Below are 19961 nucleotides of genomic sequence, written 5' to 3'. Positions count from 1 at the left end.
CCTCTCCAGCTGCGACTAGGCAGCAAGCTGCCAAGTCTCGCTTCCTCTCCCCGCCGGGGAGAGGAGAATTCAGGTTAAATCGCTTCTTTCCCCCGGATCAGGCCGACGACGCCAGTGCGGCCAACCTCGACCAGGCCGATCTGGCGCATCAGCCCGACGAAATTATCGACCTTGTCGGTGGTGCCGGTAATCTCGAAAATGAAGCTTTCGATGGTCGTATCGACCACCTTGGCGCGGAACACGTCGGCCAGGCGCAACGCCTCGATCCGGTCCTCGCCCGTGCCGGACACCTTCACCAGCGCCAGTTCGCGCTCGACGAAGGGTCCGGCCTCGGTCAGGTCGGTGACCTTGTGGACCGGGACCAGCCGGTCAAGCTGCGCCATGATCTGATCGATCACCTTGGGCGGGCCGCTGGTGACGATGGTGATGCGGCTCACCCCATGGTCGGGGGTGATGTCGGCAACGGTCAGGCTGTCGATATTATAGCCGCGCGCGGTGAACAGCCCCGCGATGCGCGCCAATATGCCCGCCTCGTTGGAAACGGTCAGCGACAGGACGTGCCGCTGGCTCAATTCTTCCTGAATATGCATCAGATGCTTGTCCCGTTGTCCGTATCTTCATGGGCATCTTTATGGTCTGCCCGTTCCGAAATCATCGCCGTAAAGGCATAGTGCCAGCCGCCATCCTGCCGATGGGCGAGGCGGACGGGAAAGCCCGTCACCGCATCGAACATCCGGCTCAGATGCTCGCCCACATAGCGCGGCCCGATCAGCAATGTGCCGACATGCCGCTCATGATGCTCGAACCCATGGTCCAGATGCACTTCCCATTCCTCATTGTCCGGGTCGGCATGGTCGATGGTCCAGCCGGTCAGCTCGGCGCTGCCCGCGTTCCGCTCGAAATCCCAGGGTTCCGTGACGTGGATGCGCAGTTTGAGGTGCTGCGTCACACCCCAATCCTCATACCAGCGCCTTGGCTTCGTCCGTCATGCTGCCCTTCACCTGGCTGGGATCAAGCAGCATGTCGGTATGCGCCGCGCCCGACGGGATCATCGGGAAACAGTTGGACAGTTTCGCCACGCGGCAATCGACGATCACCGGGCCGGGTGTGTCGATCATGGCGCGGATGCCGCTTTCCAGACCGTCGGGTCCGTCGATACGGATGCCGGTCCAGCCATAGGCTTCGGCCAGCTTGACGAAATCGGGCAGGCTGTCGGAATAGCTGTTGGAATAGCGGCTCTGATAGGTAAGTTCCTGCCACTGGCGGACCATGCCCATATATTCATTGTTCAGGATGAAAATCTTGACCGGCAGGCGATATTGGCTGGCCGTCCCCATTTCCTGAATGTTCATCTGGATCGACGCATCGCCCGCGACGCAGATGACCAGGCTGTCGGGATTGCCCATCTGCGCGCCGATCGCGGCGGGGAAGCCATAACCCATCGTGCCAAGGCCGCCCGACGTCAGCCATTTATTGGGCGCGTCGAAACCGAAATGCTGCGCCGCCCACATCTGATGCTGGCCGACTTCAGTGGTGATGATGACGTCCTTGCCGGTCGCGGTGCAAGCCTTGTACAGGTCCGCAATCGCGCGCTGGGGCATGATCTCGGTCGTGTTTTCGGCATAGTCGAGCGACTTTTTCGCGCGCCAGCCATCGATCTGCGTCCACCAGCCCGACAGGTCAGCGGCTTCATGCCCGCGCGCCTTCCACAGCGCGATCATGTCGGTCAGCGCGCTGCCAACGTCGGCGACGATGGCGACGTCGACATCGACGATCTTGTTGATGCTGCTGCGGTCGATGTCGATATGGACCTTGCGGCTGTTGGGCGCGAAGGCGTCCAGACGGCCGGTGACACGGTCATCGAAGCGCGCGCCGACGCAGACGATCAGGTCCGCCTTGTTCATCGCAAAATTGGCTTCATAGGTGCCGTGCATCCCCAGCATCCCCAGCCATTGCGGCCCGGTTGCGGGATAGGCGCCCAGACCCATCAGCGTAGAGGTGACGGGCGCGCCGGTCAGCGCAGCCAGCTCACGCAGCAGGGTGGAAGCTTCCGGCCCGCTGTTGATGACGCCGCCGCCTGTGTAGAAAATCGGTCGTTCCGCCGCGGCCAGCATCTCGACCGCAGCGTCGATCCCGGCGGCATCCGCCTTGGTCTGCGGGTGATAGCTGGCATGGGCGACCGGTTCAGGACGCTTATAGGGCGCCGTGGCGATCTGGACATTTTTGGGAATGTCGATGACGACCGGGCCGGGGCGGCCGGTGGTGGCGATATGGAACGCCTCATGAATGACGCCCGCCAGTTTGGCCGGGTCCTTCACCAGATAATTATGCTTGGTGCAGTGGCGCGTGATGCCGACCGTGTCCGCCTCCTGAAAAGCATCGGTGCCGATCAGCTGCGTTGGAACCTGCCCGGTGATGACGACCATGGGAATCGAATCCATCAGCGCGTCGGTGATGCCGGTGACGGCATTGGTCGCACCGGGACCGGACGTGACCAGGACGACGCCGGGCTTGCCGGTCGACCGGGCATAACCCTCCGCCATATGGGTCGCGCCCTGTTCGTGGCGGACCAGCACATGCTTGATCGTGGGATGATTGAAGAGCGCGTCGTAAATGGGCAGCACCGCGCCGCCCGGATAGCCGAACACGACTTCGACGCCCAGATCCAGCAGGCATTCGACCAAAATGTCCGCGCCGCTCTTTTCGGCCACGATAGATTCCTTCGCATTGTTCAAGCCGCGCCCTTTGCGTCATGCGACGCGAAATGGCAAGGTGGCGGCCACTATCTGACATAAAATGACGTGTCAAATATTATTGTTGTAATTTAATTGCCAATTCGTCGATAATTTTGTCATCAATATGTCGCCTCTCCCGCGCCCAGCCCGGCGGCGGCTGGTTGGAGAACCAGGTATATTGCCGCTTGGCATATTGCCGCGTCGCCAGCCGCCCTTTTTCGATTGCATTGTCCAGCTCAGTGTCGCCCTTGATCCAGCCGCGGATTTCCGGCACGCCGATCGCCCGCATTACCGGCAGGTCTGGGTGCAGGTTGCGGGCCAGCAGCGCCTCCACCTCCGCCACTGCACCTTGATCCATCATCAGCCCGAACCGCCGGTCGCACCGCTCCATCAGCCAGTCGCGCGGTGGCAGCAGGATCATCGGCGACAGGCTGATCGCGTCACCAATCCCGCCGCTCTTATGCTGCTGCCAGGCCTTGAGCGGCCTGCCGGTGGATCGCACCACCTCCAGCGCCCGCGCCACCCGCGTCGTATCGGCAGGGGCGAGGCGGGCGGCGGCTTCGGGATCTTCGATGCTCAGCGCCGCATGGGCGTCGGCCACCGGCAGCGCGCGCACGGTGGCGCGAATCTCCGGTTCGATCTCCGGCACCGGTGCGATGCCGTCCAGCAAGGTGCGGATATAAAGGCCGGTCCCGCCGACCAGCACCGGCAGGCGGCCCGCCTCATGCGCGGCGGCAATCTCTGCCTTTGCCTCCGCCGCCCATCGCGGCGCCGTGCAGGCCTGCGCCCCGTCGATATGACCGAACAGCCGGTGCGGCACATCGCCCATCTCCTCTGGCGAAGGCCGGGCGGACAGGATCGCCAGATCGGCATAGACCTGACTGGCATCGGCATTGATGACGACGCCATTGGTGGCCTTGGCCAGCGCAATGGCAAGCGCGCTCTTGCCGCTGGCGGTCGGCCCGGCAATAAGCGCGACCCGTGGGCGGGATTCGCCCTGTTGTGGTTCGGAGGTAAGCATGTTCGTCGCGACCTTAGTGGCAAGCGCCTCGATGGGGCAGGGGGATATTGCAGCGGCGCTCGATCGGCTTGCCCAAGCGGGTTGCCAGCCGGGCGATACCATCTGGCTGGACGCGGACAAGGCCGCCGACATCTTCTTCGCCGCCGATCCGGTTGCGGCCCGCGCGGCGTTGACCGACGTGGGGCAGGGGATCGACATCATCGTCCAGCCAGTCGCCACCCGCGAAAAGGCGCTGATCATCGCCGACATGGATTCGACCATGATCACCGTCGAATGTATCGACGAACTGGCCGACTATGCCGGGATCAAGCCGCAGATCGCCGAGATCACCGAACGGGCGATGCGCGGCGAACTGGACTTTGCAGGCGCGCTGGACGAACGGGTCGCTCTGCTCAAAGGGCTGGACGACAGCGCCATCGACCGTTGCCGCGCTGAGCGGGTGACGATCATGCCGGGGGCCAAGGCACTGGTCCGCACGATGAAGGCGCGCGGCGCACGGGCGCTGCTGGTGTCGGGCGGCTTCACCCGTTTTGCCGGACCCGTGGCAGAAGAGATCGGCTTCGAAGCGGCGGTTGCCAATGTGCTGGAGATTGCGGACGGCGCGCTGCTTGGCACCGTTTCCCGCCCGATCGTTGACGCCGCGCGCAAGCGAGCCGAACTGGAAGCGATGATCGCTGACGGTATAGATCGCGCGCTGACGCTGGCGGTCGGTGATGGGGCCAATGACATTCCGATGATCGAGGGGGCGGGGCTGGGCGTTGCCTATCATGCCAAGCCCAAGACCCGCGCGGCGGCGGCGGCTGAAATCGTCCATGGCGACCTGTCGGTGCTGCTCTATGCACAGGGCATTGCGTCCGCCAATTGGGTGCTGGACTGATTTTTGGCCGTTCCGACGCATTATCGTGGTTAAACCACTATTCGTCGTCATTTCGCTCCGGTAATGGATTTTTTGCGCGGTTCGCACGTTGGCGTCGCGTCGCACTGGTTGCGACAAGAGGTTAAACGCGGCGTCCGGCGATCCCCGCCATCGCGCCCAGGGAGAAGATATGAAAATCAACCATATGGCTTTGGCTGCTGCCGGACTGCTCGCGCTGAGCGCCTGCGCGACGAATGAAGCCCCTGTCACCATGGCCCCGCCGGTCGGCCCCGGCGCGATCGCTGGCACCGTTGCCGCCGACCGTGATGGCGACGGCTATGTCGATGGCTATTACACGTCGGACGGCATGTATCACGCCGTGCAGGGTCCGCCTTGCCCGCCGCCGCCCCCGCCGCCCGCACCCCGTCGCGGAGAACGCGGCTGATCCGCAAGACAGAGCGGGCGCGGCATCACCGCCGCGCCCGCACCTTGCCCCTCGCGCTGCTGCTGGCTGCGTGCGCCGTCACGCCTTTGGCCGCGCGCGCCCAGCCTGAAGCATCCCCCGACGCGGCGAAGTCCAGCGTCGCGATGGAAATCCGCACAGGCGTCAGCGGCAAGCTCAAGGAATTTTACGCCCCCCGCGGTTACTGGCCGCTCTGGGTTGAGAAGGACGCTATCGGGCCACAGGCCGACGTGCTGCTGGCGCTGATCGCCAGCGTCGATGTCGATGGCCTGGACCCGCGCGACTATGATCCGCGCGGTCTCCAGCGCCTGATCGAGGAAGCCGACGCCAGTCCCACGCCCAAGGCACTGGCCCGCGCTGACCTGGCCCTGTCCAAGGCCTTTGCCACGCTGGTCGCCGACATGCGCCGCCCGGCCCGCGGCATGGGGATGCGCTATCTCGACCCGGAAGTGGAGCCGCGCGATCCCGATCCGTCCGATCTGCTGCGCGCCGCCGCCATCACCCCGTCGCTGACCGACTATATCCAGACCGCAGGCTGGATGAGTCCCTTCTACATGCGGTTGCGCACCGCCCGCGCCGATTATCGGGCGCAATGGGGAGACCTTCCCGACGTGACTGTGCCGGAAGGCGTCAAGCTGCGCCCCGGCGGTCGCGCTCCCGAAATCGCGCTGCTGCGCCACCGGCTCGGCTTGGCCCAAGGCACCGCCTATGACAAGGCGCTGGCGGCACGGGTGCGCAGTTTTCAGAGCGACCATGGCCTGGCCGCCGATGGCGTCGCAGGGGCGCAGACCATCATCGCGCTCAATCGGGGGGCGACCTATTATGAGCGGCTATTGGCGCTCAATATGGAGCGGACGCGGCTGCTGCCCGGTCCCTGGGTGCGCCATGTCGTGGTCGACGCCGCATCGGCGCGCCTCTGGTATTATAGCAAGGGTTCGCTCGACGGCACGATGAAGGTCGTGGCGGGGGCGAAGGACACGCAGACGCCGATGATGGCGGGGATGATCCGCTACGCCACGCTCAACCCCTATTGGAACATCCCGCCCGATCTGGTGCAAAGCCGGGTCGCGCCCAAAATCCTGAACGGTGCCTCACTAAAGGGTCTGCATTATGAGGCGCTGGCCGACTGGAGCGCCAATCCCGCACCACTCGCCCAGAGCGCCATCGACTGGCGGTCGGTCGCGGCGGGGCGCAGCGAAGTGCGCGTTCGCCAGTTACCCGGCGGCGACAATGCGATGGGCCGGGTGAAATTCATGTTTCCCAACGACCTTGGCATCTACCTCCACGACACCCCCTCGCGCGACCTGTTCGCCAAACCCGCGCGCCATTTCAGCAATGGCTGCGTTAGGCTGGAGGATGCGCAGCGCCTTGGCCGCTGGTTTTTTGGCAAGCAGCCTGTGGCGGATGGAGCGGCACCGGAGCAGCATCAGCCGCTGCCCCAACCGGTGCCGGTGTTTCTGACCTATCTGACGGCGGTTCCCACGGCGCAGGGGGTGCAGTTTCTGCCCGATGTTTATGGGCGGGATGGGGATTGAGATTACACCAAGCTCCGTTCGTTTCGAGCGTGTCGAGAAACGGGGCAGAGCCAAGTTCAGCGCCACTAAAATGAAATTGCTGTCCTATCCGTTTCTCGACTTCGCTCGAAACGAACGGATGTGGCGTCAATCCTAAAGCCCCGCCACCAGCCCATCAATCGCGCCCTGCAAAATGTAACTCGCCGCCAGCTTGTCCACCAGCACCTCGCGCCGGGCGCGGCTGGCGTCGGCTTCCAGCAGGGTGCGGGTGACGGCCTGGGTCGACCAGCGTTCGTCCCACAGCAGGATCGGCAGGCCCAGATCAGCAAGGTTCTGCGCAAAGGCGCGGCTCGACTGGCTGCGCGGGCTGCCGGTGCCGTCGAGGTTCAACGGCAGGCCGATGACGATGCCCTTGACCTGTTGCTCCGCGATGAAGGCGGCGATGGCGATCTTGTCCTTGGTGAACTTGCCGCGATTGATCGTGTGGGCGGGGCTGGCGATCGACCAGCGATCGTCGCACAGCGCCAGCCCGATCGTCTTGGTGCCGACATCCATGCCGATCAGCCGCCCGCCTTCGGGCAGGCATTCGCGAAAGGCCACGCGGTCCGTGGTCAGCAGGCTCATGATTTGAGGAACGCGGCCAGCCGTTGCCGGGCATCGTCGCGGACATTGGCCCAGAACAGGCTGTAATCATACACATGGTAGTTGTTGCCGGGCAGGGTGAACGGTCCCATGTCCACCGGCTCGCCGATCATCAGCACCCCGCTGGTGTCGCAGCGCGCAGGCACGATGCCTGACAGGAGGCGCGGCGGCTTGCCTTCTTCCCGGCTGTCGAGCGTGCCGCGATTGGCGCTGGCCGGGGCCGCGCCGTTGAACGCGCCGGTGATGGGGTTGGTGCAGAGCATATGGGTGCCCTTGCGCGGCTTGCCGCTATAGCCGGTTTTCTTGCCGAACGTCTCGATCACCGCTGAAGGATCGGCCGGTTCGGCATAGCTTTGCCAGCTGACGATGCAATGCGCCTGTTCACGCCGCGCGCAGGCGGGCAGGCCGAGCGCGGGCAGGTCCGCCTCTACCGAAATCGGCCAACCAACGGCATAGACTGCGGCGATCCGCTTCTCGACCGGCTTGCCCGCAACCTGTTCGCGCAGCAATTGCAGCAGGTGGCGCGACCCCTGGCTATGCCCGGCCAATATCAGCGGCCCGGTGGGATTGGCCTTGAGGAAGGCGGCGAAAGCCTGGGCCACGTCACGATAGGCTGCGGCCAGCGCCTTGTCCCCCTCCGGCCCGTCGGTCAGGAAGGCACCATAATTGGCCTGGCGATAGCGCGGCGCCCAGATATTGCCCGCCGCGTTGAAGGCGCTGGCCTGTCCGGTGACGAAGCGGCGCGCAGTGCTGGCAGCCTCCTTGTCGTCCAGCCGGACGTTCCAGTGGGCGTCGCCAAAGGTGGTGATATAGCTGGTGGGGTGGATGAAAAACACCGCCGCCTTTTCCGGTACGGGCGCGTCCTTGACCCCCTGCGGCGTCCAGAGCGCGGGATTGTCCTTCACGATATCGGGCCGGGCGATCCACATCGCCTGTCCGTCATAAGCGTTGGCGGGCAAGGGAGCGAGGTCGCTGAACGCCTCACGCGGGACCATGACCGCGCGGATCAGTTGCATACCCCAGATGCGATAGACCAGCAGCGCGGCGATCACCAGCACCACAAGGCCAGCGATGACATAGAGGAATTTGCGCGCCACGACTGCTCTCCGATGCCGGGCGGAACCTGTCCCGCCTTTCTGTCCGCCTGTCTGGCCCAAGCGCTGCTGCGGCGCAAGATGAACCATGGTCGGCAGGTCGCCCCTTGAAGCGGGTTAAACCGAGTGCTAGCGGCGAAGCCATGTCGATAGACCTTCAAACCGTAAAAAAGATCGCCAGCCTCTCGCGCATTTCGGTGACTGACGCCGAAGCGCAAGCGATGGTGCCCGAACTCAACAACATCCTTGGCTGGGTGGAGCAACTGGGCGAGGTGGACGTCACCGGCATAGAGCCGATGACCGCCGTTATCCCCAACACGCAACGCCTGCGCGTGGACGCCGTGACCGACGGCAATGTCCGCGATCGTGTGCTGGCCAATGCGCCCCAGGCAGAACATGGCTTTTTTGCGGTGCCGAAGGTAATCGAGTGAGGGTTGCCCTGCGCCTTCTTCCCCCGTTCGCCCTGAGCCTGTCGAAGGGCTCGGCCGACCGGAGGGAGGCTACTTCGCTTCGCTCAGCAGAGGGCTTCGACTTCGCTCAGCCCGAACGGGGAAAAGATTTTGACTGACCTTACTGACCTGACCGTAGCCGAAATCCGCGACGGATTCCGCGCTGGCGACTTTTCCGCGCGTGAAGTGGCCGAAGGTTTCAACGCCAATGTCGCGGCGGCCAAGGCGCTTAACGCTTTCATCGTCGAAACGCCGGAAAAGGCGCTGGCTGCTGCCGATGCCGCCGATGCTGCGAAGGTCGCCGGCGAAACGCTCGGCGCGCTGGCGGGTGTCCCTATCGGCATGAAGGATTTGTTCTGCACCGAAGGGGTCCAGACCACCGCCGCGTCGCACATGCTGGAAGGCTTTGTGCCGACCTATGAATCGACTGTGTCGGGCAAGCTGTGGGCAGCGGGCGCTGGGATGCTGGGCAAGCTGAACCTGGACCAGTTCGCGATGGGATCGTCCAACGAGACCAGCTATTATGGCAATGTGATCTCGCCTTGGAAACGTGGCGGCGGCGACAATGCGGCGCTGGCGCCCGGCGGTTCGTCGGGCGGCTCGTCCTCGGCCATTTCCGCGCGGCTGTGTCCTGCGGCGACTGGCACCGACACGGGCGGATCGATCCGCCAGCCTGCCGCTTTCACCGGCATTTCGGGGATCAAGCCGACCTATGGCCGCTGTTCGCGCTGGGGTATCGTGGCGTTCGCCTCTTCGCTCGATCAGGCCGGGCCGATGGCGCGGACGGTGCGCGACAATGCGTTGCTGCTGGACGTGATGGCGGGTTTCGATCCCAAGGATTCGACCAGCCTTGATTTGGCCGTGCCTCAGTGGGAAGCAAACCTGTCCAGCGACCTGCGTGGCAAGACGGTCGGCATTCCCAAGGAATATCGCCCTGATGGCCTGAACGCGGAAATCGCGGCTTTGTGGGACAAGGGCATCGCCTGGCTCAAGGACGCAGGGGCGAACGTGGTGGAAGTGTCGCTGCCGCATACCAAATATGCGCTGCCGACCTATTATATCATCGCGCCCGCCGAAGCCTCCTCCAACCTCGCCCGCTATGACGGCGTGCGTTACGGCCAGCGCGACCTGCCCGATGGCGCAGGGTTGCAGGATATGTATGCCGCGACCCGCGCCGCCGGTTTCGGGCCGGAGGTCAAGCGCCGCATCATGATCGGCACCTATGTGCTGAGCGCCGGTTTCTACGACGCTTATTATACCCAGGCGCAGAAAGTCCGGGCGCTGATCGCGCGCGACTTCGATCGAGCGTTCGAGCAATGCGACCTGCTGCTGACCCCGACCGCACCAAGCGCAGCCTTCACCCTGGGCGAAAAGCAGGCCGATCCGTTGGCCATGTATCTGAACGACGTGTTCACCGTGCCAGCCTCGCTGGCCGGACTGCCCGCAATGTCGGTGCCGGGTGGCTTGGACAGCCAGGGCCTGCCGCTGGGCTTGCAGATCATCGGCAAGGCGCTGGACGAGCAGACGGTGCTGAACGCGGGGCTGGCGATTGAGGAACGGGCTGGCTTTGTGGCGCGGCCGGACAAGTGGTGGTGATGAGCTACAGCTGGGATCAGGTCATCGCTTGGCTGGGGTTGGTGATCCCGTTCGCAGCTTTGGCCTACTCAGCGATGTCTTACGTGACAAATCAGCGTCGGGAGCAGCGGTTTCGGGAATTTCATAAATTTCACGACCTGATGAAGGAACTGGGGACAGCTGGAACGGCCGCTTTGGGCAATGCCGCCGTAGCATATGAACTTCGAAAGTTTCCTCAATATCGTGAGGTAATCATACGAGCTTTGAGCGACATTGAGGTTCGCGGGAGCCGTGCGGACATTCTTGAGCGCGAATTTGCGCTCACCATTGAATATTTGGAACGGGCGAAATGACCGAACCAACCTTTCGCACCCTGAGCGCTACCGGCGATTGAAGATGGAACTGCAAAGTGTTACCTTGGTAACACTGGAGATTTGGCAATGAACGCGCAGAGCAAGATCGATACCGGAACCATGACGAGCAAGGGTCAGATATTGATCCCCAAAGCCATGCGCGACGCCGCCGGTCTGGTGCCGGGGCAGCCCTATAAGGTCATGGTCAACGAAGCGGGACAGGTGGTTGTTGCTCCTTTGGGGTTCAGCCCTGAGGAAGCAGCGGAGAGAAGCCGACGGGTACGCGAAGCGATCAATGCGATCGCCGGGAAATATCCTAATCCTGACGGCATGAGTACAGATGAGTATATGCGGGAAATACGGGGTAATTACGAACCGTGATCCTTGTTGACTCCAACGTTCTCATTGATGTTCTGGATCGTGATCCCGATTGGTTTGAATGGTCCGCTGCCAATATCAATCGTGCTGCATTTGGTGCCTATCTATTCGTAAACCCGGTAGTGATCGGCGAAATGGCGCCAAAGTTCGAGGCACTGGATGATCTGCGCGTTCTTCTGGCTGCCATGCTTATCGATGTCGAACCCTTGATGCCTGAGGGGGCATTTCTGGCGGGGAAAGCCTTTCAGGTTCATCGTCGTCGGAAGCAACCGATGGCGGCTAAATCCATCCTCGCCGACTTCCTGATCGGTGGCCATGCGCAGGCTCTCGGCGCGACCATCCTGACCCGTGACCCGCGTTTCTACCGCAGCTATTTCCCCGGCGTGCCGTTGATCACGCCTTCAAAGGACGACTGATGACTGAATCAACCTATCGCATCCAGGGCGCAACCGGTGAGTGGGAGGTCGTGGTCGGCCTGGAGGTCCATGCGCAGGTGACGTCGAACGCCAAGCTGTTTTCCGGCGCGGCGACCGCTTTCGGGGCGGAGCCGAATACGCAGGTGAGCCTGGTCGACGCGGCGATGCCCGGCATGTTGCCCGTGCCCAACCGCGAGTGCATCCGCCAGGCGGTGCGCACCGGCATGGCGATCGATGCGCAGATCAACAAATGGTCGCGGTTCGACCGGAAAAACTATTTCTACGCCGATCTGCCCCAGGGTTATCAGATCAGCCAGCTCTACCACCCGATCGTGGGTGAAGGGCAGATCGAGATCGTACTGGACGAAAAGAACCCCGAAACCAGCGGCAAGGTGATCGGCGTCGAGCGCATCCATGTCGAGCAGGATGCGGGCAAGCTGATGCATGACCAGCATCCGACCAGCTCCTATGTCGATCTCAACCGCTCCGGCGTGGCGCTGATGGAAATCGTGTCGCGGCCTGACATGCGTTCGCCTGCCGAAGCGGGGGCGTATCTGGCGAAGCTGCGGACGATCCTGCGTTATGTTGGGTCGTGCGACGGCAATATGGATCAGGGTTCCATGCGCGCCGACGTCAATGTGTCTGTGCGCAAGCCGGGCGGGGAACTCGGCACGCGGACCGAGACGAAGAACGTCAATTCGGTGCGTTTCGTCATGGCCGTGGTGGAGCGGGAGGCGAGCCGTCAGGTCGATGTGCTGGAGGCAGGCGGCAAGATCGTGCAGGAAACCCGCCTGTATGACCCGGACAAGAATGAGACCCGGTCGATGCGGTCGAAGGAAGATGCGCATGATTATCGCTACTTCCCCGATCCCGACCTGTTGCCGCTGGTGCTTGACGACGCCTTCCTTGATGAATGTCGCGCCTCGCTGCCCGAACTGCCCGACGTCAAACGCAAGCGGTATGAAAGCGCGCTGGGCCTGTCGCCCTATAATGCCGCGACGCTGACCGCCGACGCCGACACCGCGCGCTGGTTCGAGACGCTGCTGGCCGAAAGCGCCGCCGCGCAGAAAAAGAGCGAGAGCGATGTCGCCAAGGCCGCAGCCAACTGGCTGCTGTCGGACCTCTATGGCGCGCTCAACCGGCTTGGCAAAAGCCTGGAGGACAGCCCGGTCAGCCCCGCGCAGGCCGCCGAATTGCTGGCGCTGGTCGCGGACGGCACACTGTCGGGATCGCTGGCCAAGCAGGTGTTCGAAATCATGCTGGAAACCGGCGACGGGGCGGGCAAGATCGTCGAGGAAAAGGGTCTGAAGCAGACCAGTGACACTGGCGCGATCGAGGCGGCTGTGGCCAATGTGCTGGCCAACAACGCCGACAAGGTCGAGCAATATCGCGGCGGCAAGGAAGCTTTGTTCGGCTTCTTCGTCGGCCAGACGATGAAGGCGATGCAGGGCAAGGCCAACCCGCAGGTGGTGAATGAGTTGGTGAAGAAGGCGCTGGCGGGCTGATCGAACACAAAATCCTCCCCTTGCAGGGGAGGTGGCTGGCCGCAGGCCAGACGGAGGGGTGTCACCCTATCGAGACGGCGACACCCCTCCGTCAGCACTTCGTGCTGCCACCTCCCCCACAGGGGGAGGATTTCCGACAAGTCATATCGCAAAAAATAAGGGGCGCCGCCGGGGAGACCGGCGACGCCCCTCTTTTTGTGCCCGGCGCCCTGGGGGAGGGATGTGCCGGGACTAAACGGACGGACCGGGAGGGTCTGTGGGGTGTGGCCCGTCCATTCACAATCAAGACGTCACAGCACGAAGTTAACCGTCGCCCTAAATGAGATGGCGACGTGATTTTGCTGTTCCTCCGCGCCGAACTCGCCGCCGACGCGGAATGTGTCGGTGCCGCCATAAAGGCGCGCGCGACCGGTCCATCCGTTGGTGCGATCGTCCGCCACCAGGGTGAAGCGATCGCCGCCCTTGAAATAGGCCACCGTTTCACCGAGCGATCCGCCGATAATCTGGCGACGGCCACCCTCCAGTTCCAGCCGCACCCAGCCATCTTCGGGCTTGAGGCTGCCAAAGTCATAGCCCGCCGTCACCGTGCCATTGGCGGTGGTTTCGTCGCTGCTGCGGCCCAGGACGGTCAGGTTGAAAGCGTCGCCGCCGCCAGCCTCGCTATAGCCGTCCTCCTTCAGGCGGTAATAGTCGATGCCGACCGCCGGGCGCAGGCTGAACCGGCCCATCTGCCATTGATAGGCGGCACCGGCTATGGCGGAATAGAGTTTGCCATCCCATTTGCCGTCCGCCGTCCGGGTGACGTCGCCATTTTCGAAATGGCGGGTGCCGGTAAAGCCGATCGTCGCGGCGGACAGGCGGGCAAAGGCCAGCAACGGTCCCCATTGGCCGCGCCAGTGCGCAGCCAGCTCATATTGGTCGGAATCGACTGCATTGTTGGAGCTGCCGCTGCTGTCGCTGGCGTGGATGTAGGCGAAGGAACCGCCGAACGCGCCAAGGTCGGTCAGATATTCGACGCCACCACCAGCGCCCCAACCGCTGATGTCGTAGGATGCTGTATCGCCCACGCTCTTGGCTCCGCCGAAGCCGACCTGTTGCAGCCAGAAGCCCAACCGCCCGTCCTTGGTACGATAAATGCCATTGGGGTCCGACAGGATGCGTGCGGTCGCGCGCGACCCCGACGTCACTGCCTCAAACGTGCCGCCCGCATGGTCGGGCAGCATCTGGCGCAAATTGGTGGCGAGCGTCGTGCCGTCGCTGATGCCCAGATAGGCGCTGGCGACCGCCGCGTCATTGTCGAGCGCGGCGAAAATCGCGGGATAGGCGCGGGCGAGCGAGCCGGTGAGGCCCAGGTCGGTAACGCTTTTTGCCGCGATCGAGAGAGTGACCGTGCCGGCATTGCTGTCGCCCGTGACGCTGCCCTTGAACAGATAGGGCAGCAATGTGCTGGTCGCCAGCGTTGGTGATCCGCTGAGCGATCCGGCCCGCACGATGACATAATCGCCCGCCGAACCGCTGACCTGGGTGAGGTTCACCTTGACCTGCGATCCGCTGGCAAAGCTGGCGGCGCCCGCCACGTCATAGACGGTCGCGGTGTTGGTCGCCGCGTTGATGGTGACGCCGAGCGTCGACGTGCCGCTGGCGGACAGGGAGGCAAGCGACACCGTGCCGGTGTTGGTGGCATTGAGCGTGCCGCCGTTCAGCACCACCGTCATGCCGCCGCTGTTGCTGATCGCACCGGTCAGCGTCGATGTGCCGCCCAATGTCAGCGTGCCGCTGCCGTTGCCGAAATCCACTGCGCCGGTCAGTTTGGCGCTGTCGGCCAGCGACAGGCTGGCATTGCCGACACCGAAGCCGACATTGCCGGTGAGGCTGGACGTGCCGGAAAGGGCAATGCTGTCATTGCCTGCGCCCAGCGTCAGATTGCCGGTGATGCTGCCCGCCGAGACGGTCAGCGCGTCATTGCCCGATCCCAGCTTGATGTCGCCGATGATCGAGGGCGCGATGGCGGTCGCAGAGGCGAGTGCCTGGGTCAGGGTCACGCCGCTGCTGTTGGCGCTGAGGTCGATCGCGCTGTTGGTCAGGCCGCCCGATGCGCTGATGCGGCCGGTGTTGGACAGGCTGGCGAGCGTGCCGGAGGAATCGAGGATCGCGATCGCCGTTCCTTTCTCGGTGCTGAGCGCCGACGCGCCGACGGTGCCACTGATGGTGAGGGAATTGACCGAGGCACCCGCGTCGATGACGATGGCGCGCGCCGATGTGCCGGTCAGTGCCGATCCGGTCGCGCCGATCGTGCCGCCGACTTTGATCGTGCCGGTGCTGGCCCCGGACCCCAGCCGTAGCGCGGTGGCGTTGCTGTCATAGGAGACGGCGGCGAGGGTGCCGTCGATGCCGATCCCCTTGGCAATGGTGACGTCGCCGCCCAGGCCACCGAGGACCAGACCGTTGGCGGCGACGCCATCATACACGCCATAACCGCCGATTGCGCCCTTGACGATCAGGCCATAGCCCGAACTGTCGGCAGCCACCGCGCCGATAACGGTGTTGCTGCCCGACGTTCCGATCTGGACGGCAGCGGCGGAGCCATAGGTGGCGACGGATGCGCTGCCTTCGCTGGCGTCGAGCAGGCCGTCATCGTCCACATCGGTGTCGGTGGTGCTGAGCGTCGGCGGCACGTCGAAGATCACGCCGCCGCCCACATTGCCCGCGATGACGACGGCGGAACCGCCCTGCAACAGATCGTCGGCATCCAGCTTGGTCACGTCGGTCGGGCGGGTGGTGGAGCGATAGCCGGTGCTGACGATCGCGCCCTGAATCTTGAGCGCGCCGCCGATGTCGCCCGTCAGCGCCGCGCCGACGCTGTTGGCACCCTGCACCGATGTCGAACTGCGCAGCGTGACATTGCCGGTGACGGCATTGGCGACTAGCCCATAGCTGTTGTCGCCGGTAACGGTGGTGGTCCCGCTGGTCGTCAGATTGCCGGTCAGTGCGCCGTCAAGCCGGATGCCAGCGGACTGGTTGCCCTCGATCGTCGTCGTGCCGCTATGGTCCACATTGCCGACATGGGCTGCGCCGGCCTGGACCCAGATTCCGGTCTTGCCCGATCCTTTGGCGAAGGTGCCATCTATGTCGCCATCGCTGTCGGTGTCGGTCGCGGTGTAATTTTCAGTGAGGGTGATCGTGCCGCTATTGGTGATGTCGCCGGTGGTGCCGGGGACAGCCAGAATGGCGGTGACATTGTCGGCGTCGTTGATCGTGATCGTGCCGGCATTGCTGACGTCATGATTGCTGTCGAGCGTGACGCCGGTGCCGCTGGTCAGGGTGATGGAGCCGGCGGAACTGATGATGATGTCGTCCGCCGATCCGGCAGCGACGGTCGATGTCTTGACCGGGGCGGTGGTCGATGTGCCGATGGTGGTGGCTGCCATGGCGTTGGCCAGCGTCAGCGCGACCAGCGCCGGGGCGATGGCCGTGCAGGCCAGTAGATGTCGCATGATGTCTCCTCTGCGTGCCGCGCCTGATTTTTATGCGCGCGTGCAGGAAGGACGGTGCCGGACCGGCATTTCCGTCTGAACCGATGTTCAGAAAGCGAAGTCGATGCCGATCCGCACGGTGCGGGGACGCAGCGGGGTATAATAGTCGGTACGCAGGTCGAAGGGGGTGCCAAGCGAAAAGCGGTTGCCGTCGCTGTCGAGCAGATTGGTGAGCGTCAGCGACATCTGCACGGGGCCGCGCGTCACGCTGGCGGACAGGCTGGTGTCGACATAATCGCCCTGGGTCCGCCCCAATATCGGACCGACGCCCAGTTGCGACTTGCCGACATAGCGGGCCGAACCCGACAGATGCAGGGCCATCGCATCGCCCAGCGGTGCGCGATAATCGAACGCCAGCCGTCCGCCCAGATTGGCGACATTGGGCAGGGTCAGTGATTGTCCGCCATAGGAGAGCGCCCGCAGGAACTGCGCGGGCTGGGACAGGCGGCTGTCATTATAGATGATGCTGCCATCCAGTGTCAGGCGCGGCACCGGGCGCACGACGATCCGCCCCTCGACCGTATAGATGCGCCCGTCGCCGATGTTGGCGGTGGTGGGCAGGCCGATCCGGTCGGTCACGTCCGCCTGAATGTTGCGCCAGTCGGTATAGGCCAGGTTGCCGCTGATCGCGATGGCGTCGCGACCCGGCATCCCTTTGCGGAAACCAATCTCCATGGTCGATGCGCGGTCATTCTGGAAGCGGCGGACCCGCTGGTCGTCCACCGCCAGCCCGCCGGGCCTGAAGCCCTGTTGATAGCGGGCGTAAAGAGTGACGTCGGGAATGGCGTCGGTCAGCAGCGCGAAGGAAGGGAGGAATATGGTTTCGCTGCGGTCCGCCTGTGCTTCTGCGCGGGCGAGATCGGCCGAGGACAGGGCCGCAATCGGATCGAGCGCCTCGCCCGAAAGGCGGCTGTTGGTCAGCCGTCCGCCGATGGTCGCGATCAGGCCTTTGACCGACTCGAACGAGGCTTCGCCGAACAGGGTCGCTTCCTTGACGCTGTTGCGCACCCCGGTGGCGGTCGCTGGCATCCCGCCGCCGAACATCGGCACGCCGGGGATGACCTGCGACTGGACCGGCGCAGTGCCGTAGGAGGTCAGCGAGCGGCTGATCTTCGAGCGGCTCTGGAGGTAGGACGCCCCCAATATCCAGCCAAGACCATTGTCGAGATCGCGCACCAAGCGGTTTTCGGTGGAGAATATGTCAACATCATTGCGCTGGCGGAACAGCGATGGTGCCTCGTCCTGCTGGGTCGCGTCATAGCTTTCGGCCAGTTCATGATGGACAAAACCGGTCGAGGACACGAAGCGCAACGTGTCCCACTGACGCTCTATCCTGATATTGCCGAGCAGATAGTCGGAAAAATAAGGCTGGGCGACACTCGATGCGCGCTGAAGCCTGTCGAGCGACTGGGTTGCATATTGGGCGTCCCGACCGTCGATATGCTGGTACACGCCATTCAGGTCGATGGTCCAGTTTTCGTCCGGGGCAAAGCGCAAAGCGGCGCGACCGCCATAAATGCGGGTGCGGTTGACGTCGTTCAGGTTGCGGCTGACATCGTCGATATAGCCACCCTCCTGCACGCCATAGCCAACGACCCGCAGCGCGATCTTCTCCGCGACGATCGGCACATTCAGCGTGGCGGACAGATCGCCGCCGGGGGCGCCATGCTGGGTGGCGGAGAGGCCCGCCGACACTTGCCCGCCAAATGCGCCCAGATTGGGGGCGTTGGGCATGATGCGGATGATCCCGCCAAGCGATCCCGCGCCGTAGAGCGTACCCTGCGGTCCTTCCAATATCTCGATCCGGCCGACATCATAGAGTTTGAGGTCAGGGTCGGGCGCGGCATAGTTGAGCCGCATGTCGCCCAGATATTGACCGGTTGTGGCCTGGGTCGGCCCGGCGACGCCGGAATCGGCGATGGCGCGGATGAACAGCTTGTTACGGCCCGCGCCTGCATGGGTGGAACTCAGGCTCGCGACCCGCGCCAGTAGCGTTGCGGTGCCGCCCGAAGCTTCGCCGCTGGAAAAGAGGTTGGTGTCGAGCGCTTCGACCATGCCGGCATAGCGGAGCAGGGGCGTGTCGCGCTTGGAGGCGGTGACGATGATCTCTGCGGCGGGTTGATCGGTCACGGGTGCCGCCGCAATCGGTGCAGGCGCGCTGGGGCGCGGGGCAGGGCGGGCGCGGACGATGCGCCAGGTGGTGGCGTCGATCCGCCGGGCGGTCGCGCCGCTGCCCCGGAGCAGGCGTTTGAGCGCGGCTTCGACCGACAGGCGCCCCGTGACGGCGGGGGTCGCTATTGCGGCGAGCGACTGGTCGGACATGCCGATGCTGACGCCGGTTTGACGGCCAAGCGCCACCACCGCCTCGCCCAGCCGAGCAGGGGCGATGCTGATGCTCTGTCTGTCCGCCGCTTGTGCCGGCGTTGCGATCGCCAGCGCGGTGACGATCAGGAGGTCAGCTTTGCGGCCCATTCCCTTCCTTCAGCACCCAGCCGTCGCCAGTGCGTATCGCGCTCAGTCCCATCAGCGGGGCAGCGCCTGCAAAGAAGCGCGCCGGGTCTTTGTCCAGCCGGATCGTGCCAGTGAAACGCATAGCCCGCGCGCCGGGCGTGGCGGTCAGCTTTACGCCGAGCGACCGGGCAATATCCTGGCTGATCTCGCTGACCGCAGCATTGGCATAGACCAGGCGTCCCTGCCGCCAGCTGGCCACTGCCGCTGGGGCGACATCCATCACCCGCAAGCCCTGCGCATCGTCGGCCAGCGCCCGTCCGGCGGGCAGGCTGATCGCCTGCGCCTCCGGGTTGTAGATCACCTTGCCCTCCGACACGCCGATGCGGGTCGCGTCGCCAACGTGGACGATGTTGAACACTGTCCCGGCATCCTCGAACACAGCCTCGCCCACAGTCACGCGGAACGGGTTGGCAGCATCATGGCGCACGGTGAAGGCAGCTTCGCCGCTGTCGAGTGCGGCAAAGCGCGTGTCGTTGCGGTCGAGCCGCAGCGTTGTGCCGCCATTGACGTCGATCCTTGTGCCATCCTCCAGCGCGATCGTCTGCGTTTCGCCGGGGCGGGTTGTGACGGTGTAGATGTCCGCGCGGGTCATCATGCCGACCGAGATGGCCGCGACCAGCGCCGCGGCAATCGCGCCGCCGCCAATCCAGCGCCATGTCCGGCGGGGCGGTTCGCCTGGATCATTGGCCGCGACCGGCATGGCGACGGATTCGGGCGGAATGATCATGTCCAACTCGGTGTCGGCTGCCATCAGCGCGTCATAGGCGTCGGCCCGCGCCGGGTCGCCCTCCAGCCACAGCGTGAAGGCCTCCCAGTCGACAAAGTCGGGATCGCGCGTGCGGATAACCCATCCGAGCGCTTCCTCTTGCATCATGGCTCCAGCCCCGTTCATTTTTTGCCCCTTGCAGAGACTGAC

At 64.2% G+C, this 19961-nt stretch carries 18 protein-coding genes; 9 read left to right on the top strand and 9 right to left on the bottom strand.

All coding sequences use genetic code 11. The annotated features are described in order from the left end of the window. Positions 1 to 74: 74 nt before the first annotated feature. The 4 genes from ilvN to miaA all read right to left on the bottom strand — a co-directional run bounded on the left by ilvN (position 75) and on the right by miaA (position 3756). The gene (gene ilvN / locus ACODSR_RS10830) at positions 75 to 590 is read right to left on the bottom strand and encodes an acetolactate synthase small subunit (RefSeq protein WP_489076339.1); all 516 of its coding nucleotides are present in this window, start codon (positions 588 to 590) and stop codon (positions 75 to 77) included. Continuing rightward, complete coding sequence (locus ACODSR_RS10825; RefSeq protein WP_489076337.1) at positions 590 to 949, bottom strand: hypothetical protein; 360 nt, start codon at positions 947 to 949, stop codon at positions 590 to 592. Before ACODSR_RS10825 ends, ilvN begins: the two co-directional genes overlap by 1 nt. A 10-nt stretch (positions 950 to 959) precedes the next feature. Continuing rightward, a complete protein-coding gene (locus ACODSR_RS10820) occupies positions 960 to 2711 on the bottom strand; it encodes an acetolactate synthase 3 large subunit (RefSeq protein ID WP_489076335.1) in 1752 nt (583 codons plus the stop codon). 100 nt (positions 2712 to 2811) lie between these two features. Beyond that, a complete protein-coding gene (gene miaA / locus ACODSR_RS10815; RefSeq protein WP_489076333.1) occupies positions 2812 to 3756 on the bottom strand; it encodes a tRNA (adenosine(37)-N6)-dimethylallyltransferase MiaA in 945 nt (314 codons plus the stop codon). Between miaA and serB the strand changes: the two genes are divergently transcribed. The 3 genes from serB to ACODSR_RS10800 all read left to right on the top strand — a co-directional run bounded on the left by serB (position 3755) and on the right by ACODSR_RS10800 (position 6610). Beyond that, positions 3755 to 4633 carry a phosphoserine phosphatase SerB gene (gene serB / locus ACODSR_RS10810; RefSeq protein WP_489076331.1) on the top strand — a complete coding sequence of 293 codons (879 nt, stop codon included), beginning with the start codon at positions 3755 to 3757 and terminating at the stop codon, positions 4631 to 4633. The two genes, miaA and serB, sit on opposite strands and share 2 nt — an antisense overlap. A gap of 169 nt (positions 4634 to 4802) precedes the next feature. Next, entirely contained in the window at positions 4803 to 5057 is a 255-nt protein-coding gene (locus ACODSR_RS10805) for a hypothetical protein (RefSeq protein WP_489076329.1), read from the top strand. After that, on the top strand, positions 5006 to 6610 hold the full coding sequence (locus tag ACODSR_RS10800; protein ID WP_489076327.1) for a L,D-transpeptidase family protein: 1605 nt from the start codon (positions 5006 to 5008) through the stop codon (positions 6608 to 6610). Before ACODSR_RS10805 ends, ACODSR_RS10800 begins: the two co-directional genes overlap by 52 nt. Before the next feature lie 132 nt (positions 6611 to 6742). On the opposite strand, the gene ruvX is transcribed toward ACODSR_RS10800, so the two are convergent. Then, the gene (ruvX, locus tag ACODSR_RS10795; protein WP_489076325.1) at positions 6743 to 7213 is read right to left on the bottom strand and encodes a Holliday junction resolvase RuvX; all 471 of its coding nucleotides are present in this window, start codon (positions 7211 to 7213) and stop codon (positions 6743 to 6745) included. Continuing rightward, the gene (locus ACODSR_RS10790) at positions 7210 to 8328 is read right to left on the bottom strand and encodes a DUF3089 domain-containing protein (protein WP_489076323.1); all 1119 of its coding nucleotides are present in this window, start codon (positions 8326 to 8328) and stop codon (positions 7210 to 7212) included. The genes ruvX and ACODSR_RS10790 overlap by 4 nt, the downstream gene beginning before the upstream one ends. A gap of 140 nt (positions 8329 to 8468) precedes the next feature. Here ACODSR_RS10790 and gatC point away from each other — a divergent pair, with 140 nt between their 5' ends. The 6 genes from gatC to gatB all read left to right on the top strand — a co-directional run bounded on the left by gatC (position 8469) and on the right by gatB (position 13001). After that, positions 8469 to 8756, top strand: coding sequence for an Asp-tRNA(Asn)/Glu-tRNA(Gln) amidotransferase subunit GatC (gene gatC / locus ACODSR_RS10785; protein ID WP_489076322.1), 288 nt, complete (start codon positions 8469 to 8471; stop codon positions 8754 to 8756). Between the two features lie 129 nt (positions 8757 to 8885). Continuing rightward, positions 8886 to 10370: an Asp-tRNA(Asn)/Glu-tRNA(Gln) amidotransferase subunit GatA gene (gene gatA / locus ACODSR_RS10780; protein ID WP_489076320.1), complete on the top strand. Its 1485-nt coding sequence runs from the start codon at positions 8886 to 8888 to the stop codon at positions 10368 to 10370. Continuing rightward, on the top strand, positions 10370 to 10702 hold the full coding sequence (locus ACODSR_RS10775; protein WP_489076318.1) for a hypothetical protein: 333 nt from the start codon (positions 10370 to 10372) through the stop codon (positions 10700 to 10702). Before gatA ends, ACODSR_RS10775 begins: the two co-directional genes overlap by 1 nt. Before the next feature lie 87 nt (positions 10703 to 10789). Continuing rightward, the gene (locus ACODSR_RS10770) at positions 10790 to 11083 is read left to right on the top strand and encodes an AbrB/MazE/SpoVT family DNA-binding domain-containing protein (RefSeq protein WP_489076316.1); all 294 of its coding nucleotides are present in this window, start codon (positions 10790 to 10792) and stop codon (positions 11081 to 11083) included. After that, positions 11080 to 11496 (top strand): type II toxin-antitoxin system VapC family toxin, encoded by a 417-nt coding sequence (locus ACODSR_RS10765; protein ID WP_489076314.1) that lies wholly within the window; start codon positions 11080 to 11082, stop codon positions 11494 to 11496. Before ACODSR_RS10770 ends, ACODSR_RS10765 begins: the two co-directional genes overlap by 4 nt. Next, complete coding sequence (gene gatB / locus ACODSR_RS10760; RefSeq protein WP_489076312.1) at positions 11496 to 13001, top strand: Asp-tRNA(Asn)/Glu-tRNA(Gln) amidotransferase subunit GatB; 1506 nt, start codon at positions 11496 to 11498, stop codon at positions 12999 to 13001. Before ACODSR_RS10765 ends, gatB begins: the two co-directional genes overlap by 1 nt. Before the next feature lie 290 nt (positions 13002 to 13291). On the opposite strand, the gene ACODSR_RS10755 is transcribed toward gatB, so the two are convergent. From ACODSR_RS10755 to ACODSR_RS10745, 3 genes are all read right to left on the bottom strand, one after another. Further along, positions 13292 to 16495, bottom strand: coding sequence for an autotransporter outer membrane beta-barrel domain-containing protein (locus tag ACODSR_RS10755; RefSeq protein WP_489076310.1), 3204 nt, complete (start codon positions 16493 to 16495; stop codon positions 13292 to 13294). Positions 16496 to 16582: 87 nt separating this feature from the next. Next, entirely contained in the window at positions 16583 to 19006 is a 2424-nt protein-coding gene (locus ACODSR_RS10750) for a TonB-dependent receptor (protein WP_489076308.1), read from the bottom strand. Next, positions 18990 to 19919 (bottom strand): FecR family protein, encoded by a 930-nt coding sequence (locus ACODSR_RS10745; RefSeq protein WP_489076306.1) that lies wholly within the window; start codon positions 19917 to 19919, stop codon positions 18990 to 18992. The genes ACODSR_RS10750 and ACODSR_RS10745 overlap by 17 nt, the downstream gene beginning before the upstream one ends. Between the last annotated feature and the right edge of the window lie 42 nt (positions 19920 to 19961).

This window comes from Sphingobium sp. FG125 (assembly GCF_057809795.1).
This window is presented reverse-complemented; position numbering and strand designations above follow the sequence as displayed.

Bases quoted from the DNA above. Each gene is read 5' to 3' on its own strand.
- ACODSR_RS10745 (WP_489076306.1), bottom strand. From the start codon at position 19,919: ATGATGCAAGAGGAAGCGCTCGGATGGGTTATCCGCACGCGCGATCCC.
- ACODSR_RS10770 (WP_489076316.1), top strand. From the start codon at position 10,790: ATGAACGCGCAGAGCAAGATCGATACCGGAACCATGACGAGCAAGGGT.
- ACODSR_RS10755 (WP_489076310.1), bottom strand. From the start codon at position 16,495: ATGCGACATCTACTGGCCTGCACGGCCATCGCCCCGGCGCTGGTCGCG.
- ilvN (WP_489076339.1), bottom strand. From the start codon at position 590: ATGCATATTCAGGAAGAATTGAGCCAGCGGCACGTCCTGTCGCTGACC.
- ACODSR_RS10775 (WP_489076318.1), top strand. From the start codon at position 10,370: ATGAGCTACAGCTGGGATCAGGTCATCGCTTGGCTGGGGTTGGTGATC.
- miaA (WP_489076333.1), bottom strand. From the start codon at position 3,756: ATGCTTACCTCCGAACCACAACAGGGCGAATCCCGCCCACGGGTCGCG.
- ACODSR_RS10805 (WP_489076329.1), top strand. From the start codon at position 4,803: ATGAAAATCAACCATATGGCTTTGGCTGCTGCCGGACTGCTCGCGCTG.
- serB (WP_489076331.1), top strand. From the start codon at position 3,755: ATGTTCGTCGCGACCTTAGTGGCAAGCGCCTCGATGGGGCAGGGGGAT.
- ruvX (WP_489076325.1), bottom strand. From the start codon at position 7,213: ATGAGCCTGCTGACCACGGACCGCGTGGCCTTTCGCGAATGCCTGCCC.
- ACODSR_RS10750 (WP_489076308.1), bottom strand. From the start codon at position 19,006: ATGGGCCGCAAAGCTGACCTCCTGATCGTCACCGCGCTGGCGATCGCA.
- gatC (WP_489076322.1), top strand. From the start codon at position 8,469: ATGTCGATAGACCTTCAAACCGTAAAAAAGATCGCCAGCCTCTCGCGC.
- gatB (WP_489076312.1), top strand. From the start codon at position 11,496: ATGACTGAATCAACCTATCGCATCCAGGGCGCAACCGGTGAGTGGGAG.